This window comes from Streptomyces sp. NPDC001568 (assembly GCF_042893755.1).
GTDB lineage: Bacteria > Actinomycetota > Actinomycetes > Streptomycetales > Streptomycetaceae > Streptomyces.
Genome location: NZ_JBIAVF010000023.1, coordinates 101,352 through 116,361 on the forward strand (window position 1 = coordinate 101,352; position 15,010 = coordinate 116,361).

Annotated in this window: 7 protein-coding genes; 6 read left to right on the forward strand and 1 reads right to left on the reverse strand. The window is 74.0% G+C overall.

The features are described from left to right. The first annotated feature begins 114 nt into the window (after positions 1 to 114). Complete coding sequence (locus ACFY0I_RS33715) at positions 115 to 291, forward strand: hypothetical protein (RefSeq protein ID WP_388902908.1); 177 nt, start codon at positions 115 to 117, stop codon at positions 289 to 291. 73 nt (positions 292 to 364) lie between these two features. Here ACFY0I_RS33715 and ACFY0I_RS33720 read toward each other — a convergent pair whose 3' ends face one another. Continuing rightward, positions 365 to 4,264, reverse strand: coding sequence for a BTAD domain-containing putative transcriptional regulator (locus tag ACFY0I_RS33720; protein ID WP_388902910.1), 3,900 nt, complete (start codon positions 4,262 to 4,264; stop codon positions 365 to 367). A gap of 199 nt (positions 4,265 to 4,463) precedes the next feature. Between ACFY0I_RS33720 and ACFY0I_RS33725 the strand changes: the two genes are divergently transcribed. The 5 genes from ACFY0I_RS33725 (at position 4,464) to ACFY0I_RS33745 (ending at position 14,941) form a co-directional block, all read left to right on the forward strand. Further along, the gene (locus ACFY0I_RS33725) at positions 4,464 to 4,784 is read left to right on the forward strand and encodes a nuclear transport factor 2 family protein (RefSeq protein ID WP_388902912.1); all 321 of its coding nucleotides are present in this window, start codon (positions 4,464 to 4,466) and stop codon (positions 4,782 to 4,784) included. Between the two features lie 172 nt (positions 4,785 to 4,956). After that, on the forward strand, positions 4,957 to 5,724 hold the full coding sequence (locus ACFY0I_RS33730) for a tyrosine-protein phosphatase (RefSeq protein WP_388902914.1): 768 nt from the start codon (positions 4,957 to 4,959) through the stop codon (positions 5,722 to 5,724). 439 nt (positions 5,725 to 6,163) lie between these two features. Beyond that, positions 6,164 to 8,002: a VanW family protein gene (locus ACFY0I_RS33735; protein ID WP_388902915.1), complete on the forward strand. Its 1,839-nt coding sequence runs from the start codon at positions 6,164 to 6,166 to the stop codon at positions 8,000 to 8,002. Positions 8,003 to 8,135: 133 nt separating this feature from the next. Beyond that, complete coding sequence (locus tag ACFY0I_RS33740) at positions 8,136 to 10,832, forward strand: SpoIIE family protein phosphatase (RefSeq protein ID WP_388902916.1); 2,697 nt, start codon at positions 8,136 to 8,138, stop codon at positions 10,830 to 10,832. Positions 10,833 to 11,023: 191 nt separating this feature from the next. After that, the gene (locus ACFY0I_RS33745; RefSeq protein ID WP_388902918.1) at positions 11,024 to 14,941 is read left to right on the forward strand and encodes a Pls/PosA family non-ribosomal peptide synthetase; all 3,918 of its coding nucleotides are present in this window, start codon (positions 11,024 to 11,026) and stop codon (positions 14,939 to 14,941) included. Positions 14,942 to 15,010 lie beyond the last annotated feature (69 nt).

Sequence of the window (15,010 nt, forward strand, 5' to 3'; positions counted from 1 at the left end):
AGCGCGGCGATAGGAGCACGGCCGGTCCGGGGATTCCGGCCGTTCCTACGTTGGTGTCCAGAAAGAAGGAAGCGCCCCGGAAGCCCCCGGAGCGCACCGACGAAAGGACCCGACATGACCGTCTCCCACGCCCTGCGCGCCGCCTTCGTCACCGTCGCCCTCGCTGGAACGGCCGTCCTCGGCGCCCAGGTCGCCCACGCCGACGGTGCGAGCGCCGCCACCACCCTCGGCGCCGGCCCGCAGGCCACCCCGGCGGCCGGCGCCTCCACCAACACCAACCCGTGGGACTGACCCCGACCCCGCCCGACGCCCCGCACGGGCACGTCGGGACCGGGCCCCGGCCCCCACGGGACCCGGTGGACGGTCAGACCCCGGCGGCGGACCCCGCCGCCGGCGCGCGCACCACGGCCACGGCCGGCCCCGGTATCGAGGGGAGCAGGCCCGGCAAGGCCCCGGGAGCGACCCCGATCGGGCCGGGAGCGGCCCCGGCCGCCGAGCCGCCCGCCGCCGGCGCCACGCCCAACATCTTCTCGGCCTCCGCCAGTTCGGGCTCCATCCGCCGGTCGCGGAAGGCCCGCACCGCACTCTCCAGCAGCTCCCGGGACCGCGACCGCTCCCCGGCGCCCCCGTTCGCCACCAGAAGCCGTGCCAGGTCGAGGCGTACCAGCGCGGCGCCGCCCTGGTCCATGATCTGCTCCCGCACCGACAGCGCCTGCGCGTAGAACCCGCGGGCCGCCTCGCACCGGCCCATCTCGGCGTGCGCGTGGCCCAGGTCCCGCAGCAGGTGCCCCTCGCCGATGACGTCCCCGCTGTCCCGGCACAGTTCCAGCACCTCGGTGAAGGTCGTCACCGCCCGCTCGTGTTCGCCCTGCCCCTGGAGCAACTGCCCCGCGCGCCGCAGCGTGCGTGCCTGCCCGCCCGTGTACCCCACCGAACGGTAGATGCCGAGTGCCTCGTCGAGCCGGCTCTGCGCGACCGACGTCTGCCCGCGCCGCATCCAGATGTGCGCGCTCTGCGTGAGGACGATGGCCCGCCCCACCACGTCACCGGCCAGGTCGAAATCCCGCAACGCCCGGTCGTACAGCGTCAGCGCGTGGTCCTCGTTGCCCCGCATCCGCTCCAGCAACGCCAGGTCGCGGTGGCACAGCGCCAACCCCTGCCGCTCGCCCAACTCCTCGAACAGCCCGAGCGCCTGCGTCAGGGCGGCCCGGGACTCCTCGTTCTGGCTGCGCCCGAGATGGAGCACGCCGAGCGAGCTGAGCAGGGCCGCGGTGCCCCGGGTATTGCCGGCCGACCGGGCGCATTCCAGAGCCAGTTGGTGCGTACGCTCCCAGTCGTCGAAGTAGCCCCGCCCCTCGAACAGGGTGGCCAGGGTCGTCGCCAGGTCCCAGCACAGCTCGTCCATGCCTTCCCCGGCGGCGTGCTCCACGGCCTGCACCAGGTTGGCGTGCTCGCTGTCGAGCCACTCCAGGGGATCCACCAACAGCTCGTCCACGCACCCCTGCGGCGGCTCCCAGCGCGGCGCGCTGCCGTGCAGGACGGTGAAGTCCCCTCCGTAGATGCGCCGGTGGGCCTGCTCGGCAAGCGACATCCAACCGCCGAGCATCCGAGCCGTCGCCGCTCGCTGGTCGGTCGGATCGTGGTGCGCGGCCAATTGCTCCCGGGCGAAGACCCGGATGATCTCGTGGAAGCGGTAGCGGAACCCGCCCGTGGACTCCATCCCGACGACGTCCAGCATCTGTACGTCGACCAGCGGCTCCAGCAGATCGGAGGCGAAGGGCCGGGGATCGTCGAGCAGCGGCCCCGCCAGCCAACCCGGCAGCGTCGGGCCCTTCGCGAGGCTCAGCAGTCGAAACAGCCGGCGGTCCTCCGAGGCGAGCCCGTCGTGCGTGAGGGAGAGGCTGGCCCGCATCGTCATCTCGCCGTGGGTCAACTCGTCGAGCCGGTGCCGCTCGTTGGCGAGACGGTGCACCATCGACGCCAGCGTCCAGTGCGGGCGCGCCGCCAGCCGCGCCGCGACGATCCGCAGCGCGAGCGGCAGCCCGCCCACGGTCCGGATCAGCGCCTCGGCGGCGACGCCCTCGCGGGCCACCCGCTCCGCGCCGATCACCCGTACCAGCAGCTCCACGGCGTGCCCGGTGCTCATCACGTCGAGCTCCACCCGGTGCGCGCCGGGCAGGCCCGTGAGCCGGACCCGACTGGTCACCAGGACGGCGCAACTGTTGCTCCCCGGCAACAGCGGTCGGATCTGACTCTCCGACCCGGCGTCGTCGAGCACCACCAGGACCCGGCGGGAAGCCAGCAGCGTCCGGTACATCTCGGCGCGCTCGTCCTGCGATTCGGGGATCACGGGGCCCGGGATGCCGAGCGCGCGCAGGAACCGTCCCAGGACCTCGCCGGAGGTCGCCGGGGTGCCGGTGCCGCGCAGGTCGCAGTACAACTGGCCGCCGGGGAAGGCGGAATCGCCGAGCCGGTGCGCGATGTGCGTGGCCAGGGTGGACTTGCCGGTGCCCGGCTTGCCGACGATCACGGCCAGTCCGACCGCCCGCCGGGAGCCGTCGCCGAGCAGGGCCCGCTCGATGTTCTGGATCCGTTCCTCGTCGCCGACGAAGTCCGAGGTGTCGGCCGGTAGCTGACGGGGCGTCTCCTCACGGTACGGACCCGCCTGCGCGGAGCCCCCGTACGCCCCGCCGGGTCTCTCCACCCCGTCGCCGGGAGCTCCGACGACGCCGGCGCCCCAGTGTCCGTTCGGCGCCCCGACACCCGGGGCGCCCGATTCCGCAGCCGACCCGGCACGGCCCTCCGGTCGGGAGCCGGCGCCGGGGAAGGCCGCCGCGCGGGCGTTCACGCCGGACGCGGGGGCGCCGCCGGGGAAGGCGCCGCCTTCGCGGCCCGATCCGGACGGGCCCTCCGGCGGGGCGGCGGCGCCCGCGCCGCCCCAGCCGGGCCACCCCGCGGACGCCCCCGCACCGCCGCCGTGGGCTCCGCCGTCCGGAGCCCCGTCACCGCCCGCCCGAGGCCGGCCACCGCCGCCGGGGCCCGTGGGACCGGCGAGGAGCGCGCCGACCAGGGCGCCGCCGAGGGCGTCCGCCCCGCCGCCCCGGCCCGGCAGGGCCGGGAACCGCGAGACGCCACCGTCGGGCCGGCCCGCGTCCGGCCCCGCCGTCGGCGCGCCGCCGCCGGGCGCGTCCCGGCCCGGACCCCGCGCACCGACACCCGCATGATCCGCAGCAGCCGAGTCGCCCGGTACGCCCGACGACGCCGAGCCGCCGCCCCGGCCGTAGCTCCCCGAGGCCTCCGGTGCGACCAGTCCGACCGGGCTGTCGTGGCTCCCCGCCCCCTGCGACCCGCCCGACGCGCCGTGGCCCCGGGACCCTTCCGAGCCGCCCGAGCCGCCCGAGCCGCCACGGGCGTGCCCGGCGTCCCCGGAGCCGTCCGGGTCCGACCCCTTCCCGGGAGTCGCCCCGGGAAAGGGCACCGGCGGGACGTCGCCCGAGAGGATGGCCCGCTCCAGCTGCCGCAGCTCGCCACCGGGCTCCAGCCCGAGCTCCTCCACGAGGAGTTCCCGCCCGACCCGGTAGCTCTCCAGTGCCTCGGCCTGACGGCCCGAGCGGTACAGGGCCAGCATCAGCTGCCCGCGCAGTCGCTCCCGCAGTGGGTGGACCCGCACGAACAACTGAATCTCACCGACGAGTTGGTGATGGCGACCCAGGTCGAGTTCGAGATCGATCCGGGTCTCGGCGGCCGTCAACCGCTCCTCGTCCAGCTGGAGGGCCTTGCTGCGCAGCGTCTCGCTCGACACCCCGCTCAGGCAGTCGCCCTGCCACAACTCGGCCGCCGCGAGCAGTAGTTCCACCGCGCCGGCCCGCTCTCCCCGCTTGCCCAGGGCGCGCGCTTCCGCGACCCGGCGGCTGAAGATCGCCGCGTCGACGAGCTCGCCCTCCGTCTTGAGGGCGTAACCCGGCGGTCGGGTCGTGATGGCGGCGGCGATCCGCGCCGTGGAGAACAGCTTGCGCAGCCGTGACACGCAGATCTGCACCTGCGTGCGTGCCGTGTCGGGCGGCTCGTCGTCCCAGATCAGATCGACCAGGTAGTCGGTGCTGACGACCCTGTTCGCCTCAAGCAGCAGGGCGGCCAGAATGACCTCCTGCCGCCCCGGGGGAATCCTGACCGGCCCGAAGGGGCCGGTCACCTGTAACGGTCCGAGGATGCGGAACACCACCGTGTCCGGGGTGTGCGGAACCCCGCCGGGCGAAACGGTCATGAGACTCCCAGCTGGAGGCACACCAGTGAACGGGTGGAGCGCGGGGCCAGTCTCCCCGAACACCTCTCCGGTTGTCCATGGTGTGGAGATTGCGTGGTGGTGAAGCGTGATAGGCAAGGGATAGCACCGAGTTGTGGATCCGGAGGAAGGTGGAGCCGTCGGCACCCGGAGGGGGTGCGGCCGTACGAAAGGACTGCCCATGACCAGTCGGCACGTCGGGCAGGTGCCGCCCAGTCGCGTCGTCACCGACTCAGGGGTCGACCACGTGCGGCTCGCCTACGACTACTTGGACGCCGGCGACCTCGACGGCTACGGCTCGCTCCTGCACGCAGGCACCCTCGGAACCGACCTCGAGTGTCCGCGACCGGCCGGGGTCCGCCACCACATCAACCGGATCGTGGCCGACGGGGACTGCGTGGTCGTGATGGGGCGCCTCTCGCCCCAACAGAGCGAGTTCGTCGACGTGTTCACCCTCTCCGCCGAGGGCATGCTGCGGGCCTGTCGTCGCTACTACCGCTGACCCGACCGACCCGACCGACCTGACCGACCTGACCGACCTGACCGACCCGACCGGCGGGCGCCGGACGTCGGCCGGCATCCTGGGCCGGCCGAAGCATCATCGAAGCGCCATCGGAGCGCCACCCCGGCACGGCCGAAGACGCACCTCACCGCACCGCACCCAGGAGTCCCGGTTGTCCCGTCCGCACGAAGTCCCGCCGTCCCGCCACATCGCGTTCGACCGCCTGCACAACTTCCGTGACCTGGGTGGCTACCGCTCGGCCGACGGTCGGACCGTCGTCAACGGCGTGCTCTACCGGTCCGACAACCTCGCGAAGCTCGAAGGCGCCGACTGGGAGAAGTTCCTCGGACTGGGCGTGCGGACCGTCATCGACCTGCGCTACCCGTGGGAGATCGAGCGGCGCGGCCGCGTACCCGAGGCGCACCTGTTCACGTACGCCAACCACAGCATCGAGCACCGGCCCTACGACCAGGCCGAGATCGACCCGGACACGGACCCCTGGCGCTACCTCGCCGACCGGTTCGCCGAGGTGGCCGAGGACGGCGTCGTGGAGATCCGGGAGGCCATCGAGCTCATCGCCGACGGCCCCGGCCCCACCGTGTTCCACTGCGCCTCGGGCAAGGACCGCACCGGGCTCATCGCCGCCTTCGTCCTCACCCTCCTGGACGTCCCGCAGGAGGAGATCCTCGCCGACTTCGCGCTCACCGAGCTCGCCACCGAACGCCTCGTCGCCGACTGGCGGGCCGCGCACCCCGGCCGCACCCTGCGCTGGCCCTCGTACGGGCGCGCCCCCGCCGCCGTCATGTCCCTCGTCCTCGCGGACCTGGCGACCCGCTACGGTTCCCCCTCCGCGTACCTCACCGGCCCCGTCGGCATCACCCCCGCCACCGTCGCCCGCCTGCGCGAGCGCCTGCTGACCCCGCTCCCGGCCCGGCCCTGACACGACCGTTGCCCGGCACACCGGCACCCCGCCGCTCCGGCACGCCCGCGGGCCGGAGCGGCGCCGGTCGCTCCGGTCGGTCCCGCCGCGGAGGGCGTCGCGATCCCCTCGGCGACCTCGCCCGTGGTGAGGTGGCGCAGCAGGGGGTGGCCGCCGAGTGCGAAGCGGCTCAGGCCGCGGCGCTGACGACGAGCCGGTCCTCGACGCGGTCGCAGAAGAGCGGGCCCAGCCCCTTCACCGGCGCGACGGGGTCCTCGTGGGCCGCCACGTCGATCCGGCGGGTTCTCCGGACATCGGAGGGTGTCGGGTCGCGTGACAACCATTACATTCGCCCCATTGTTGACCCTTTTGGGTGATCCTGGATGTCCGGAATGGTCATCTATGGGCTGCTGTCGCGGCCCACGCCCGCCCCTCGATCGGCGGTGCCGGAGGGAGACGCATGGGACGCGCGGGCAACAGGACGGTCAACTGGCGGATCGCCCTCTCGGTGGTGGGCGGCGCGGCCGTGCTCGGGTTCGGCGGCCTTTACGTGACCGGCCTCGTGACCGGCTCGGACGTCGACCGGGGCACCTTCGTCCGCGGCGTGGACATCGGCGGCATGAGCCGTGAGCAGGCGCTGCGGACCCTGGACCGGAACCTCGGCCCCCTCGCCGCCGCCCCCGTCGCGATGAAGATCGGCGACCGCGTCGAGGAGGCCGCTCCCGGCGGCCTCGGGCTGTCCCTGGACACCCGGGCCACCGTGGACGCCGCCGTCCGCTCCGGCTACGCCCCCACCGCCGTCATCGGCCGGCTCTTCGACTCCGGCGAGCGCCGGGACCTGGAGCCCGTGACCCGGATGAACGAGAGCACCGCCCGGGCGGCCCTCGCGCGCCTGGACGAGAACACCCGGCAGCAGGTCCGCGACGGGGTGATCGCCTTTGAGAAGGGGGAAGCGAAGGCCGTCGCCCCGCTCCAGGGCGTCGACCTGGTCGAGGACCGCGCCCTGGACACCCTCCGCGCCGGCTACCTGCGACCCGGCAGCGGCCCCGTCGTGATGCCGGTCGAGCGCACCCACCCGAAGATCGGGGACGAGGAGACCGGACGGGCCCTGCGCGAGTTCGCGCAGCCCGCGATGTCGGGTCCCGTCACGCTCACGGTCGGCGGCTCCCGCATACCCATCGGCACGGCCGTCCTCGGCGCCCACCTGAAGATGAACCCCGACGACGCGGGCCGCCTCGTACCGGCCCTCGACTCCAAGGGCCTGCTCGCCGATCCGGCCGTGGCCCGGCCCGTCCGGGCGGCCACCCAAAGCCCCCGGGACGCCTCGCTCACCACCGGCGCCGACGGTCGCGTCGTCGTCGCCGACGAGGGCCGCACCGGGCAGAAGGTCACGGACGCGGCGCTCGGCAAGGCGGTCCTGCCCCTGCTGACCCGCACGGGCGCCGCCCGCAGCGGCGAGGTCGACACCGTCGCCGTCCAGCCGGACCTGACGAGCGCCGAGGCGCAGCGTCTCGGGATCAAGGAGAAGCTCTCCTCGTTCACCGTCGAGTTCCCCTCCGCCCCGTACCGCACCACGAACATCGGCCGCGCCGTCGAGCTGATCAACGGCTCCGTCGTCCTCCCCGGCGAGGAATGGAGCTTCAACCGGACGGTCGGGGAGCGCACCCCCGAGAACGGCTTCGTCGACGGAATCATGATCAACGACGGCCGGTACGTGAAGTCCCCGGGCGGCGGCGTCTCCGCCGTGGCCACCACCATGTACAACGCCGCGTTCTTCGCCGGGGTCAAGACCGTCGAGCACGGCGCCCACTCCTTCTACATCGAGCGCTACCCCGAGGGCCGCGAGGCCACGGTCGCCTGGGGCACCCTCGACCTGCGCTGGGTCAACGACACCGGGCACGCCCTCTACGTACAGGCACAGTCCACCGACACCTCGCTGACCATCAGCCTCCTCGGTACCAAGAAGTACGACGAGATCCGCGCCACCAAGGGGCCCCGCACCCAGGTCACCCCGCCCGCGAAGATCGAGGGCAGCGGCCCCACCTGCGAGGTGCAGACCCCCCTCGAAGGCTTCGACGTCTCCGTCGGCCGGGTGTTCGTCCAGGGCGGGCACGAGGTCAAGCGCGAGGAGACCAGGACCCACTACACCCCGCGCGACGAGGTCACCTGCACCCCGCCCGCCGGGCAGGCCCCGCAGCCGCCGGTCGCCCCGGTGTCGCCCGACCCGGTCCCGGCGGTGACGTCCCCGGCGGGCACCGCCCTGACGACGACGGCCGCGTCCGGCCCGAGCGCGCGCTGACCCCCTGCCGAGTCCGGCCGCCCACCCCGGGTGACCGGTTCGGCGCGGATCGCGCGGTTCGGGCGCCCCGGGCGGCCGGAAGTGCTACAACTGGGTTCGTGACCTTTCTCTGCCACCCGTGCCGGGCACGTCGGTGCGGTCACTGCTAGGCAACCGGTTCAGGAGCGTCGCCGGACAGGTATTCATCCTCCAGGTGGCGATCGTGGTGTTGCTCGCCGCCGGATCGCTGCTGGCGCTCGTCCTCCAGTCGCGCCACGACATCGACCGCGAGGCGCGCAACAGGTCGGTCTCCGTGGCGGAGACCTTCGCGCACTCCATCGGACTCCAGGCGGCCCTCGAGTCCCGGAACCCCTCCGCGCTGCTGCAACCGCTCGCCGAGGAAACCCGCAAGGCCGCCGGGGTCGACTTCATCGTCGTCATGGACACCAACGGGATCCGCTACAGCCATCCCCAGCCCGACCGCATCGGGAAACGATTCGTCGGCACCATCGAACCCTCCCTGGCCGGACAGGTCCACACCGAGAGCGTGCAGGGCCCCCTCGGCAAGGAGATCCAGGCGATCGTCCCGGTCACGGCGCCCGACGGCCGGGTCATCGGCCTGGTGTCGGCGGGTCTGACCGTGAAGAACGTCACGGGGGTCGTCGACCGCCAGCTCCCCGTCATCCTGCTGGCCATCGCCATCGGCCTGGCGCTGGCCACCGTCGGCACCTGGCTGATCAGCAGACGGCTGCGCCGCCAGACCCACGGGCTCGGCACCCAGGAGATGACCCGGATGTACGAGCACCACGACGCGGTGCTCCACGCCGTCCGCGAAGGGGTGCTCATCACCGACGGCGAGGGACGGCTGCTCCTGGCGAACGACGAGGCCAAACGTCTCCTCGGACTCCCGGACGACGCCGACGGCCGCCACCTGGGCGACGTACCCGGCCTGGACCGGCGGATGGCCGACCTGCTGCTGTCCGCCCGGGTCGCCACCGACGAGGTGATCGAGAGCGGCGACCGGCTGCTCGTCGTCAACCAGCGGCTCACCCACCCCGGCGGCCGGCCCGAGGGCACCGCCGTCACCATCCGCGACTCCACCGAGATGCAGATCCTGACCAGCCGCGCCGAGACGGCCCGGCGGCGCCTGAAACTGCTCTACGACGCGGGCGGCGACATCGGCACCAGCCTGGACGTCGTACGGACGGCCGAGGAACTCGCCGCCGTCGCCGTCCCCCGCTTCGCCGACTACGTCACCGTCGACCTGGCCGATCCCGTCCTCGTCGGCGACGAGCCCGGTCCCGACGCCGACATGCGGCGCACCGCCGTCAGCGGCATCCGCACCGACCACCCCCTCTACCCCCGGGGCCGGCTGATCGACTTCCTGCCGTCCACGCCCCAGGCGCGCGGCTACGGCACCGGCCGGGCGGAACTGGTCCCCGACCTGACCGAGGCGCCCGGCTGGCACGCCCAGGACCCGCCGCGCGCGCAGGCCATCATCGACTACGGAATCCACTCCCTGATCGCCGCGCCGCTGCGGGCCCGGGGCGTCGTCCTCGGCGTGGTCAACTTCTGGCGCTCGCAGAAACCCGAGCCGTTCGACGAGGACGAACTGTCGCTGGCGGAGGAACTCGTCGCCCGCGCGGCCGTCAGCATGGACAACGCCCGCCGCTACACCCGGGAACACGCCCTCGCCGAGACCCTCCAGCGCAGCCTGCTGCCCCGCGCCCTGCCCGAGCAGAGCGCCGTGGACGTCGCCCACTTCTACCTGCCCGCGCAGTCCGGGGTCGGCGGCGACTGGTTCGACGTGATCCCGCTGCCCGGCAGCCGCGTCGCCCTGGTCGTCGGGGACGTCGTCGGGCACGGCCTGCACGCCGCCGCCACCATGGGGCGGCTGCGCACGGCCGTCCACAACTTCTCCTCCCTCGACCTGCCGCCCGACGAGATCCTCGCCCGCCTGGACGACCTCGTGCAGCGCATCGACCACGACGGGGACGGCGGCGACGGCGACGGCGGCGTCCTCGGCGCGACCTGCCTGTACGCCGTCTACGACCCGGTGTCCCAGCAGTGCACCATGGCCCGCGCCGGACACCTGCCGCCCCTGCTCGTGGCCCCCGACGGCTCGACGGAGATCGTGGAACTCCCGGCCGGGCCCCCGCTGGGTCTGGGCGGCATGCCCTTCGAGACCGCCGAGCTCAAACTGGCCGAGGGCAGCCAGCTCGTCCTGTACACCGACGGGCTGGTCGAGGAACGCACCCGGGACATCGCCGAGGGCCTGGAACTGCTGCGCCGCGCGCTCAGCCACCCCGACCGCGATCCCCACGAGAGCTGCCGGGCCGTGCTCGACCTGCTGCTGCCCGACCGGCCCACCGACGACGTGGCCCTGCTCATCGCCCGGACCCGGACCCTCGGCCCGGACCGGGTCGCCCAGTGGGAGGTGCCGTTCGAGCCGAGCGCGGTCGGCGTCATGCGGAGCGCCGCGGCCCGCAAGCTCGACGAGTGGGGCCTCGAAGAGCTCTCCTTCGCCACCGAACTGATCCTCAGCGAGCTGATCACCAACGCCCTGCGGCACGGCACCGCCCCCGTACGCGTGCGGCTGCTGCACGACCAGACCCTCACCTGCGAGGTCTGGGACGGCAGCAGCACCGCCCCCCACCTTCGGTACGCGGCCACCACCGACGAAGGGGGACGCGGCCTGTTCCTGGTCGCGCAGCTCAGCGAACACTGGGGCACCCGCTACACCCCCGAGGGCAAGGTCATCTGGGCCGAACAGACCCTCCCCGGCAGCGCGGGCAGCCCCGGCGCCCCGGAACCCGCCCTGGCCGCGTTCCTGGACGTGGACCCGCTCTGAATCCGTCCCGCCACGGCCACCGGCGGCGTCCGACACCGTCCGTTACCGGACACGCCACCAAGGGTTCAACGAGAAAATCCTTGATGTCGCACTAGAATGGCAGGTTGTTTGGCGCCGGACCGGAACAACCCGGGCAGACCTGGGCTCCGCCGGCGACCCGGACGCATCCGGGAGCGAAGACGCGAGGGCCGATGGCAGCCACACCGGAGCACGGTGAACTCACTCTGCTCGACGACGGGACCGCAGGGGCCGACACCCCCGGTGAGCCCGGCAAGTCCGCCCTGTTCACGGCCGGACCGGCTGCCCCCGTGCGCACCCTCGTCGACGTCTTCGAAGCCTCCGTACGGGCCCACCCCGACGAGCTCGCCCTGGACGACGGCACCTCCCGCCTCACCTACCGGGCCCTGGCCGCCGAGGTCGAACGCCGCCGGCGCGCCCTCGACGCCGCGGGCGTCGGGCTCGGCGACCGGGTGGGCGTCCGCGTCCCCTCCGGCACCAACGAGCTGTACGCGGCCGTCCTCGCGGTCCTCGCCGCCGGCGCCGCCTACGTACCCGTCGACGCCGAGGATCCCGACGAGCGCGCCGAGCTGGTCTTCGGCGAGGCCGGCGTGCGGGCCGTCCTGGGCGCCGGACAGCGCATCGACGTCACCGGGACCGCCGGCGAGGGGGCCCCGGCCGCCCGGCCCGGACCCGAGCACGACGCGTGGATCATCTTCACCTCCGGCTCCACCGGCAAGCCCAAGGGCGTCGCCGTCAGCCACCGCAGCGCCGCCGCCTTCGTCGACGCCGAGGCGGCGCTGTTCCTCACCGAGGAACCCATCGGACCCGGCGACCGGGTCATGGCCGGGCTGTCCGTCGCCTTCGACGCCTCCTGCGAGGAGATGTGGCTCGCCTGGCGCTACGGCGCCTGCCTGGTGCCCGTACCGCGCGCCCAGGTCCGCAGCGGCGCCGACCTCGGTCCCTGGCTGGTGGAACAGGAGATCACGGTCGTCTCCACCGTCCCGACCCTCGCCGCGCTCTGGGAGTCCGAGAGCCTCAACGAGGTCCGGTTGCTGATCTTCGGCGGTGAGGCCTGCCCGCCCGAGCTGACCCAGCGGCTGGTCACCGAGGGCCGCGAGGTCTGGAACACGTACGGGCCCACCGAGGCCACCGTCGTCGCCTGCGCCGCCCTGCTGACCGGCGAGGAACCGATCCGCATCGGCCTCCCGCTGAAGGGCTGGGAACTGGCCGTCGTCGACGAATCCGGGGAACCGGTGCCCATGGGCGGCAGCGGCCAGCTCGTGATCGGTGGCGTCGGCCTCGCCCGCTACCTCGACCCGGCCAAGGACGCCGAGAAGTACGCCCCGCTGGAATCCCTCGGCTGGGAACGCGCCTACCGCAGCGGCGACCTGGTCCGCGCCGAACCGGAGGGGCTGGTCTTCCTCGGCCGCGGCGACGAACAGATCAAGCTCGGCGGCCGGCGGATCGAACTCGGCGAAGTGGACACCGCCCTCCAGGCGCTGCCCGGCGTCGCCGGCGCCGCCGCCGCCGTCCGCACCGCGCGCAGCGGCAACCAACTCCTCGTCGGCTACCTCGTCACCCAGGACGGCTGGGACCACGCGGCGGCCGTCGAACGCCTGCGCGCCGAGCTGCCCGCCGCCCTCGTACCGCTCCTCGCGCCCGTCGAGACGCTGCCGACCCGCACCTCCGGCAAGGTGGACCGCGACGCCCTGCCCTGGCCGCTGCCCGACGCGCAGCCCACCGGCCCCACCGAGCAGCTGTACGGCACCGAGGCCTGGCTCGCCGAGCAGTGGACCGAAACCCTCGGCGTGGTCGTCGCCGGCGCGGGCGACGACTTCTTCGCGATCGGCGGCAACAGCCTCGCCGCGGCGCAGCTCACCACCCGGCTGCGCACCCGCTACCCGAGCGCGGCCGTCCTCGACATCTACCAGCAGCCCACCCTGCGCAAGTTGGCCCGGCGACTGGAGAAGTCCGTACAGGACGAGGAGGCCGCCCGGACCGTCGAGCCCGTCCGGCTCCGCTCCCAGGTGATCCAGACGCTGCTGCTGCTCCCGCTGTTCACCCTGGTCGGGCTGCGCTGGACCGTGGCGCTGCTGGCCCTCGGCAACGTCCTGCACCTCTTCGGGGCCTATCCGTGGGCGCCGACCGCCTCGTGGTGGCCCGTCGGCGCGGGTGCCATCCTGCTCCACAGCCCGCCCGGCCGCCTCGCCATCGCCGCGGGCGGCGCCCGGCTGCTGCTGCGCGGGCTCACGCCCGGGCGGTACCCGCGCGGCGGCAGCGTGCACCTGAGGCTGTGGACGGCCGAGCGGCTCGCCGAGTGCGCGGGCGCGACCTCGCTCAGCGGCTCCTGGCTGGAGCGCTACGCACGGGCCCTCGGCGCCAAGGTCGGTCCCGAGGTGGACCTGCACTCCCTGCCCCCGGTCACCGGCATGCTCAAGCTCGGCCGCGGCTGCGCCGTCGAGTCCGAGGTGGACCTCTCCGGGCACTGGCTGGACGGGGACCGTCTGGAGATCGGCCCCGTGAAGGTCGGCGCCGGCGCCGTCGTCGGCACGCGCAGCCTGCTCTTCCCCGGCGCCCGCGTCGGCAAGCGCGCCGAAGTGGCGCCCGGCTCCGCCGTCGTCGGACAGGTACCGACCGGCCAGCGCTGGGCCGGGGCGCCCGCGCACAAGCTCGGCAAGGCCAAGCGCAACTGGCCCGGCCACCGCCCGCCGCGGGCCCCGCACTGGCGGGCCATGTACGGGGCCAGCGGACTGTTCCTGACCACCCTGCCCGTCATGGCGGCCCTGCCGGCCCTGCTCGTCGTCAGCCGGTTCGTGCCCGCCGACGCCGGGCTCGGGCAGGCGCTGCGGGCGGCGCTGCTCGCCGTGGTGCCCGGAGCGCTCGCCTTCGGGCTGGCGTACGCGCTGCTGCTGCTGGTCTCCGTACGCCTGCTCAGCCTCGGCCTGCGCACCGGCAACCATCCGACGCACAGCCGGATCGGCTGGCAGGCCTGGACCGTCACCCAGCTGATGGACCTGTCCCGGGAGACCCTCTTCCCGCTGTACGCCGGCCTGATCACCCCGGTGTGGCTGCGGCTGCTCGGCATGAAGATCGGCCGGGGCGCCGAGGTGTCCACCGTGCTCGCCCTGCCCAGCCTCACCACCGTCGGCGAGGGCGCGTTCCTCGCCGACGACACGCTGACCGCCCCCTACGAGCTGGGCGGCGGCTGGATGCGGATCGGCCCCTCCGAGATCGGCCGCCGCGCGTTCCTCGGCAACTCCGGGATGACCGCGCCGGGCCGCAGCGTCCCGGACGACGGGCTGGTCGGCGTCCTGTCCGCCACCCCGAAGAAGGCCAAGAAGGGCAGCTCCTACCTGGGCCTGCCCCCGGTCAGGCTGCCGCGGTCCGCCGCGGCGGCCGACCAGAGCCGGACCTACGACCCGCCCGCCCACCTGCTGTGGGCGCGCGGCCTGGTGGAGCTGTGCCGGCTGGTCCCCGTGTTCTGCTCGGCGGCGCTGGCCGTCCTGACCGCGGCCGGGCTCTGCGCGCTGATCACCGCGAGCGGGTCCGGCGCCTGGGCCGCCGCCCTGTTGTCCGGAGCGGTCCTGCTCGTCGCGGGCGCGGCCGCCTGCCTGGTCTCCGCGGCCGCCAAGTGGCTGCTCGTGGGGCGACACCGGACGGGCGAGCACCCGCTGTGGAGCGGCTTCGTGTGGCGCAACGAGCTGGCCGACACCTTCGTGGAAGTCCTGGCCGTGCCCTGGCTGGCCGGATCCGTGCCCGGCACGCCCCTGATGACCCTGTGGCTGCGCGGCCTCGGCGCCCGGATCGGACGCGGCGTGTGGTGCGAGAGCTACTGGCTGCCCGAGACCGACCTGGTGACCCTGGGTGACGCGGTCAGCGTGAACCGGGGCTGTGTGTTGCAGACCCACCTCTTCCACGACCGGATCTTGAGGACGGATACTGTGGTCCTCCGCGAGGGCGCCACCCTGGGCCCGGGCGGAATCGTCCTGCCCGGGAGCTCGGTCGGAGCCCGTAGCACCCTGGGACCCGCCTCCCTCGTGATGGCCGGGGAATCCGTCCCCGCCGACACCCGCTGGCTGGGCAATCCGATCGAGGCGTGGCGGTCCTGAGTCCGTACGGCGGCCCGTGCGCCGGCCGGGCCCGGCGGGAGCCGGCACGGCACACCGGCACGTCGTACG

Excerpts from the sequence above, each read along its gene's own strand:
- ACFY0I_RS33725 (WP_388902912.1), top strand. The coding sequence starts at position 4,464 with ATGACCAGTCGGCACGTCGGGCAGGTGCCGCCCAGTCGCGTCGTCACC.
- ACFY0I_RS33735 (WP_388902915.1), top strand. The coding sequence starts at position 6,164 with ATGGGACGCGCGGGCAACAGGACGGTCAACTGGCGGATCGCCCTCTCG.
- ACFY0I_RS33745 (WP_388902918.1), top strand. The coding sequence starts at position 11,024 with ATGGCAGCCACACCGGAGCACGGTGAACTCACTCTGCTCGACGACGGG.
- ACFY0I_RS33720 (WP_388902910.1), bottom strand. The coding sequence starts at position 4,264 with ATGACCGTTTCGCCCGGCGGGGTTCCGCACACCCCGGACACGGTGGTG.
- ACFY0I_RS33715 (WP_388902908.1), top strand. The coding sequence starts at position 115 with ATGACCGTCTCCCACGCCCTGCGCGCCGCCTTCGTCACCGTCGCCCTC.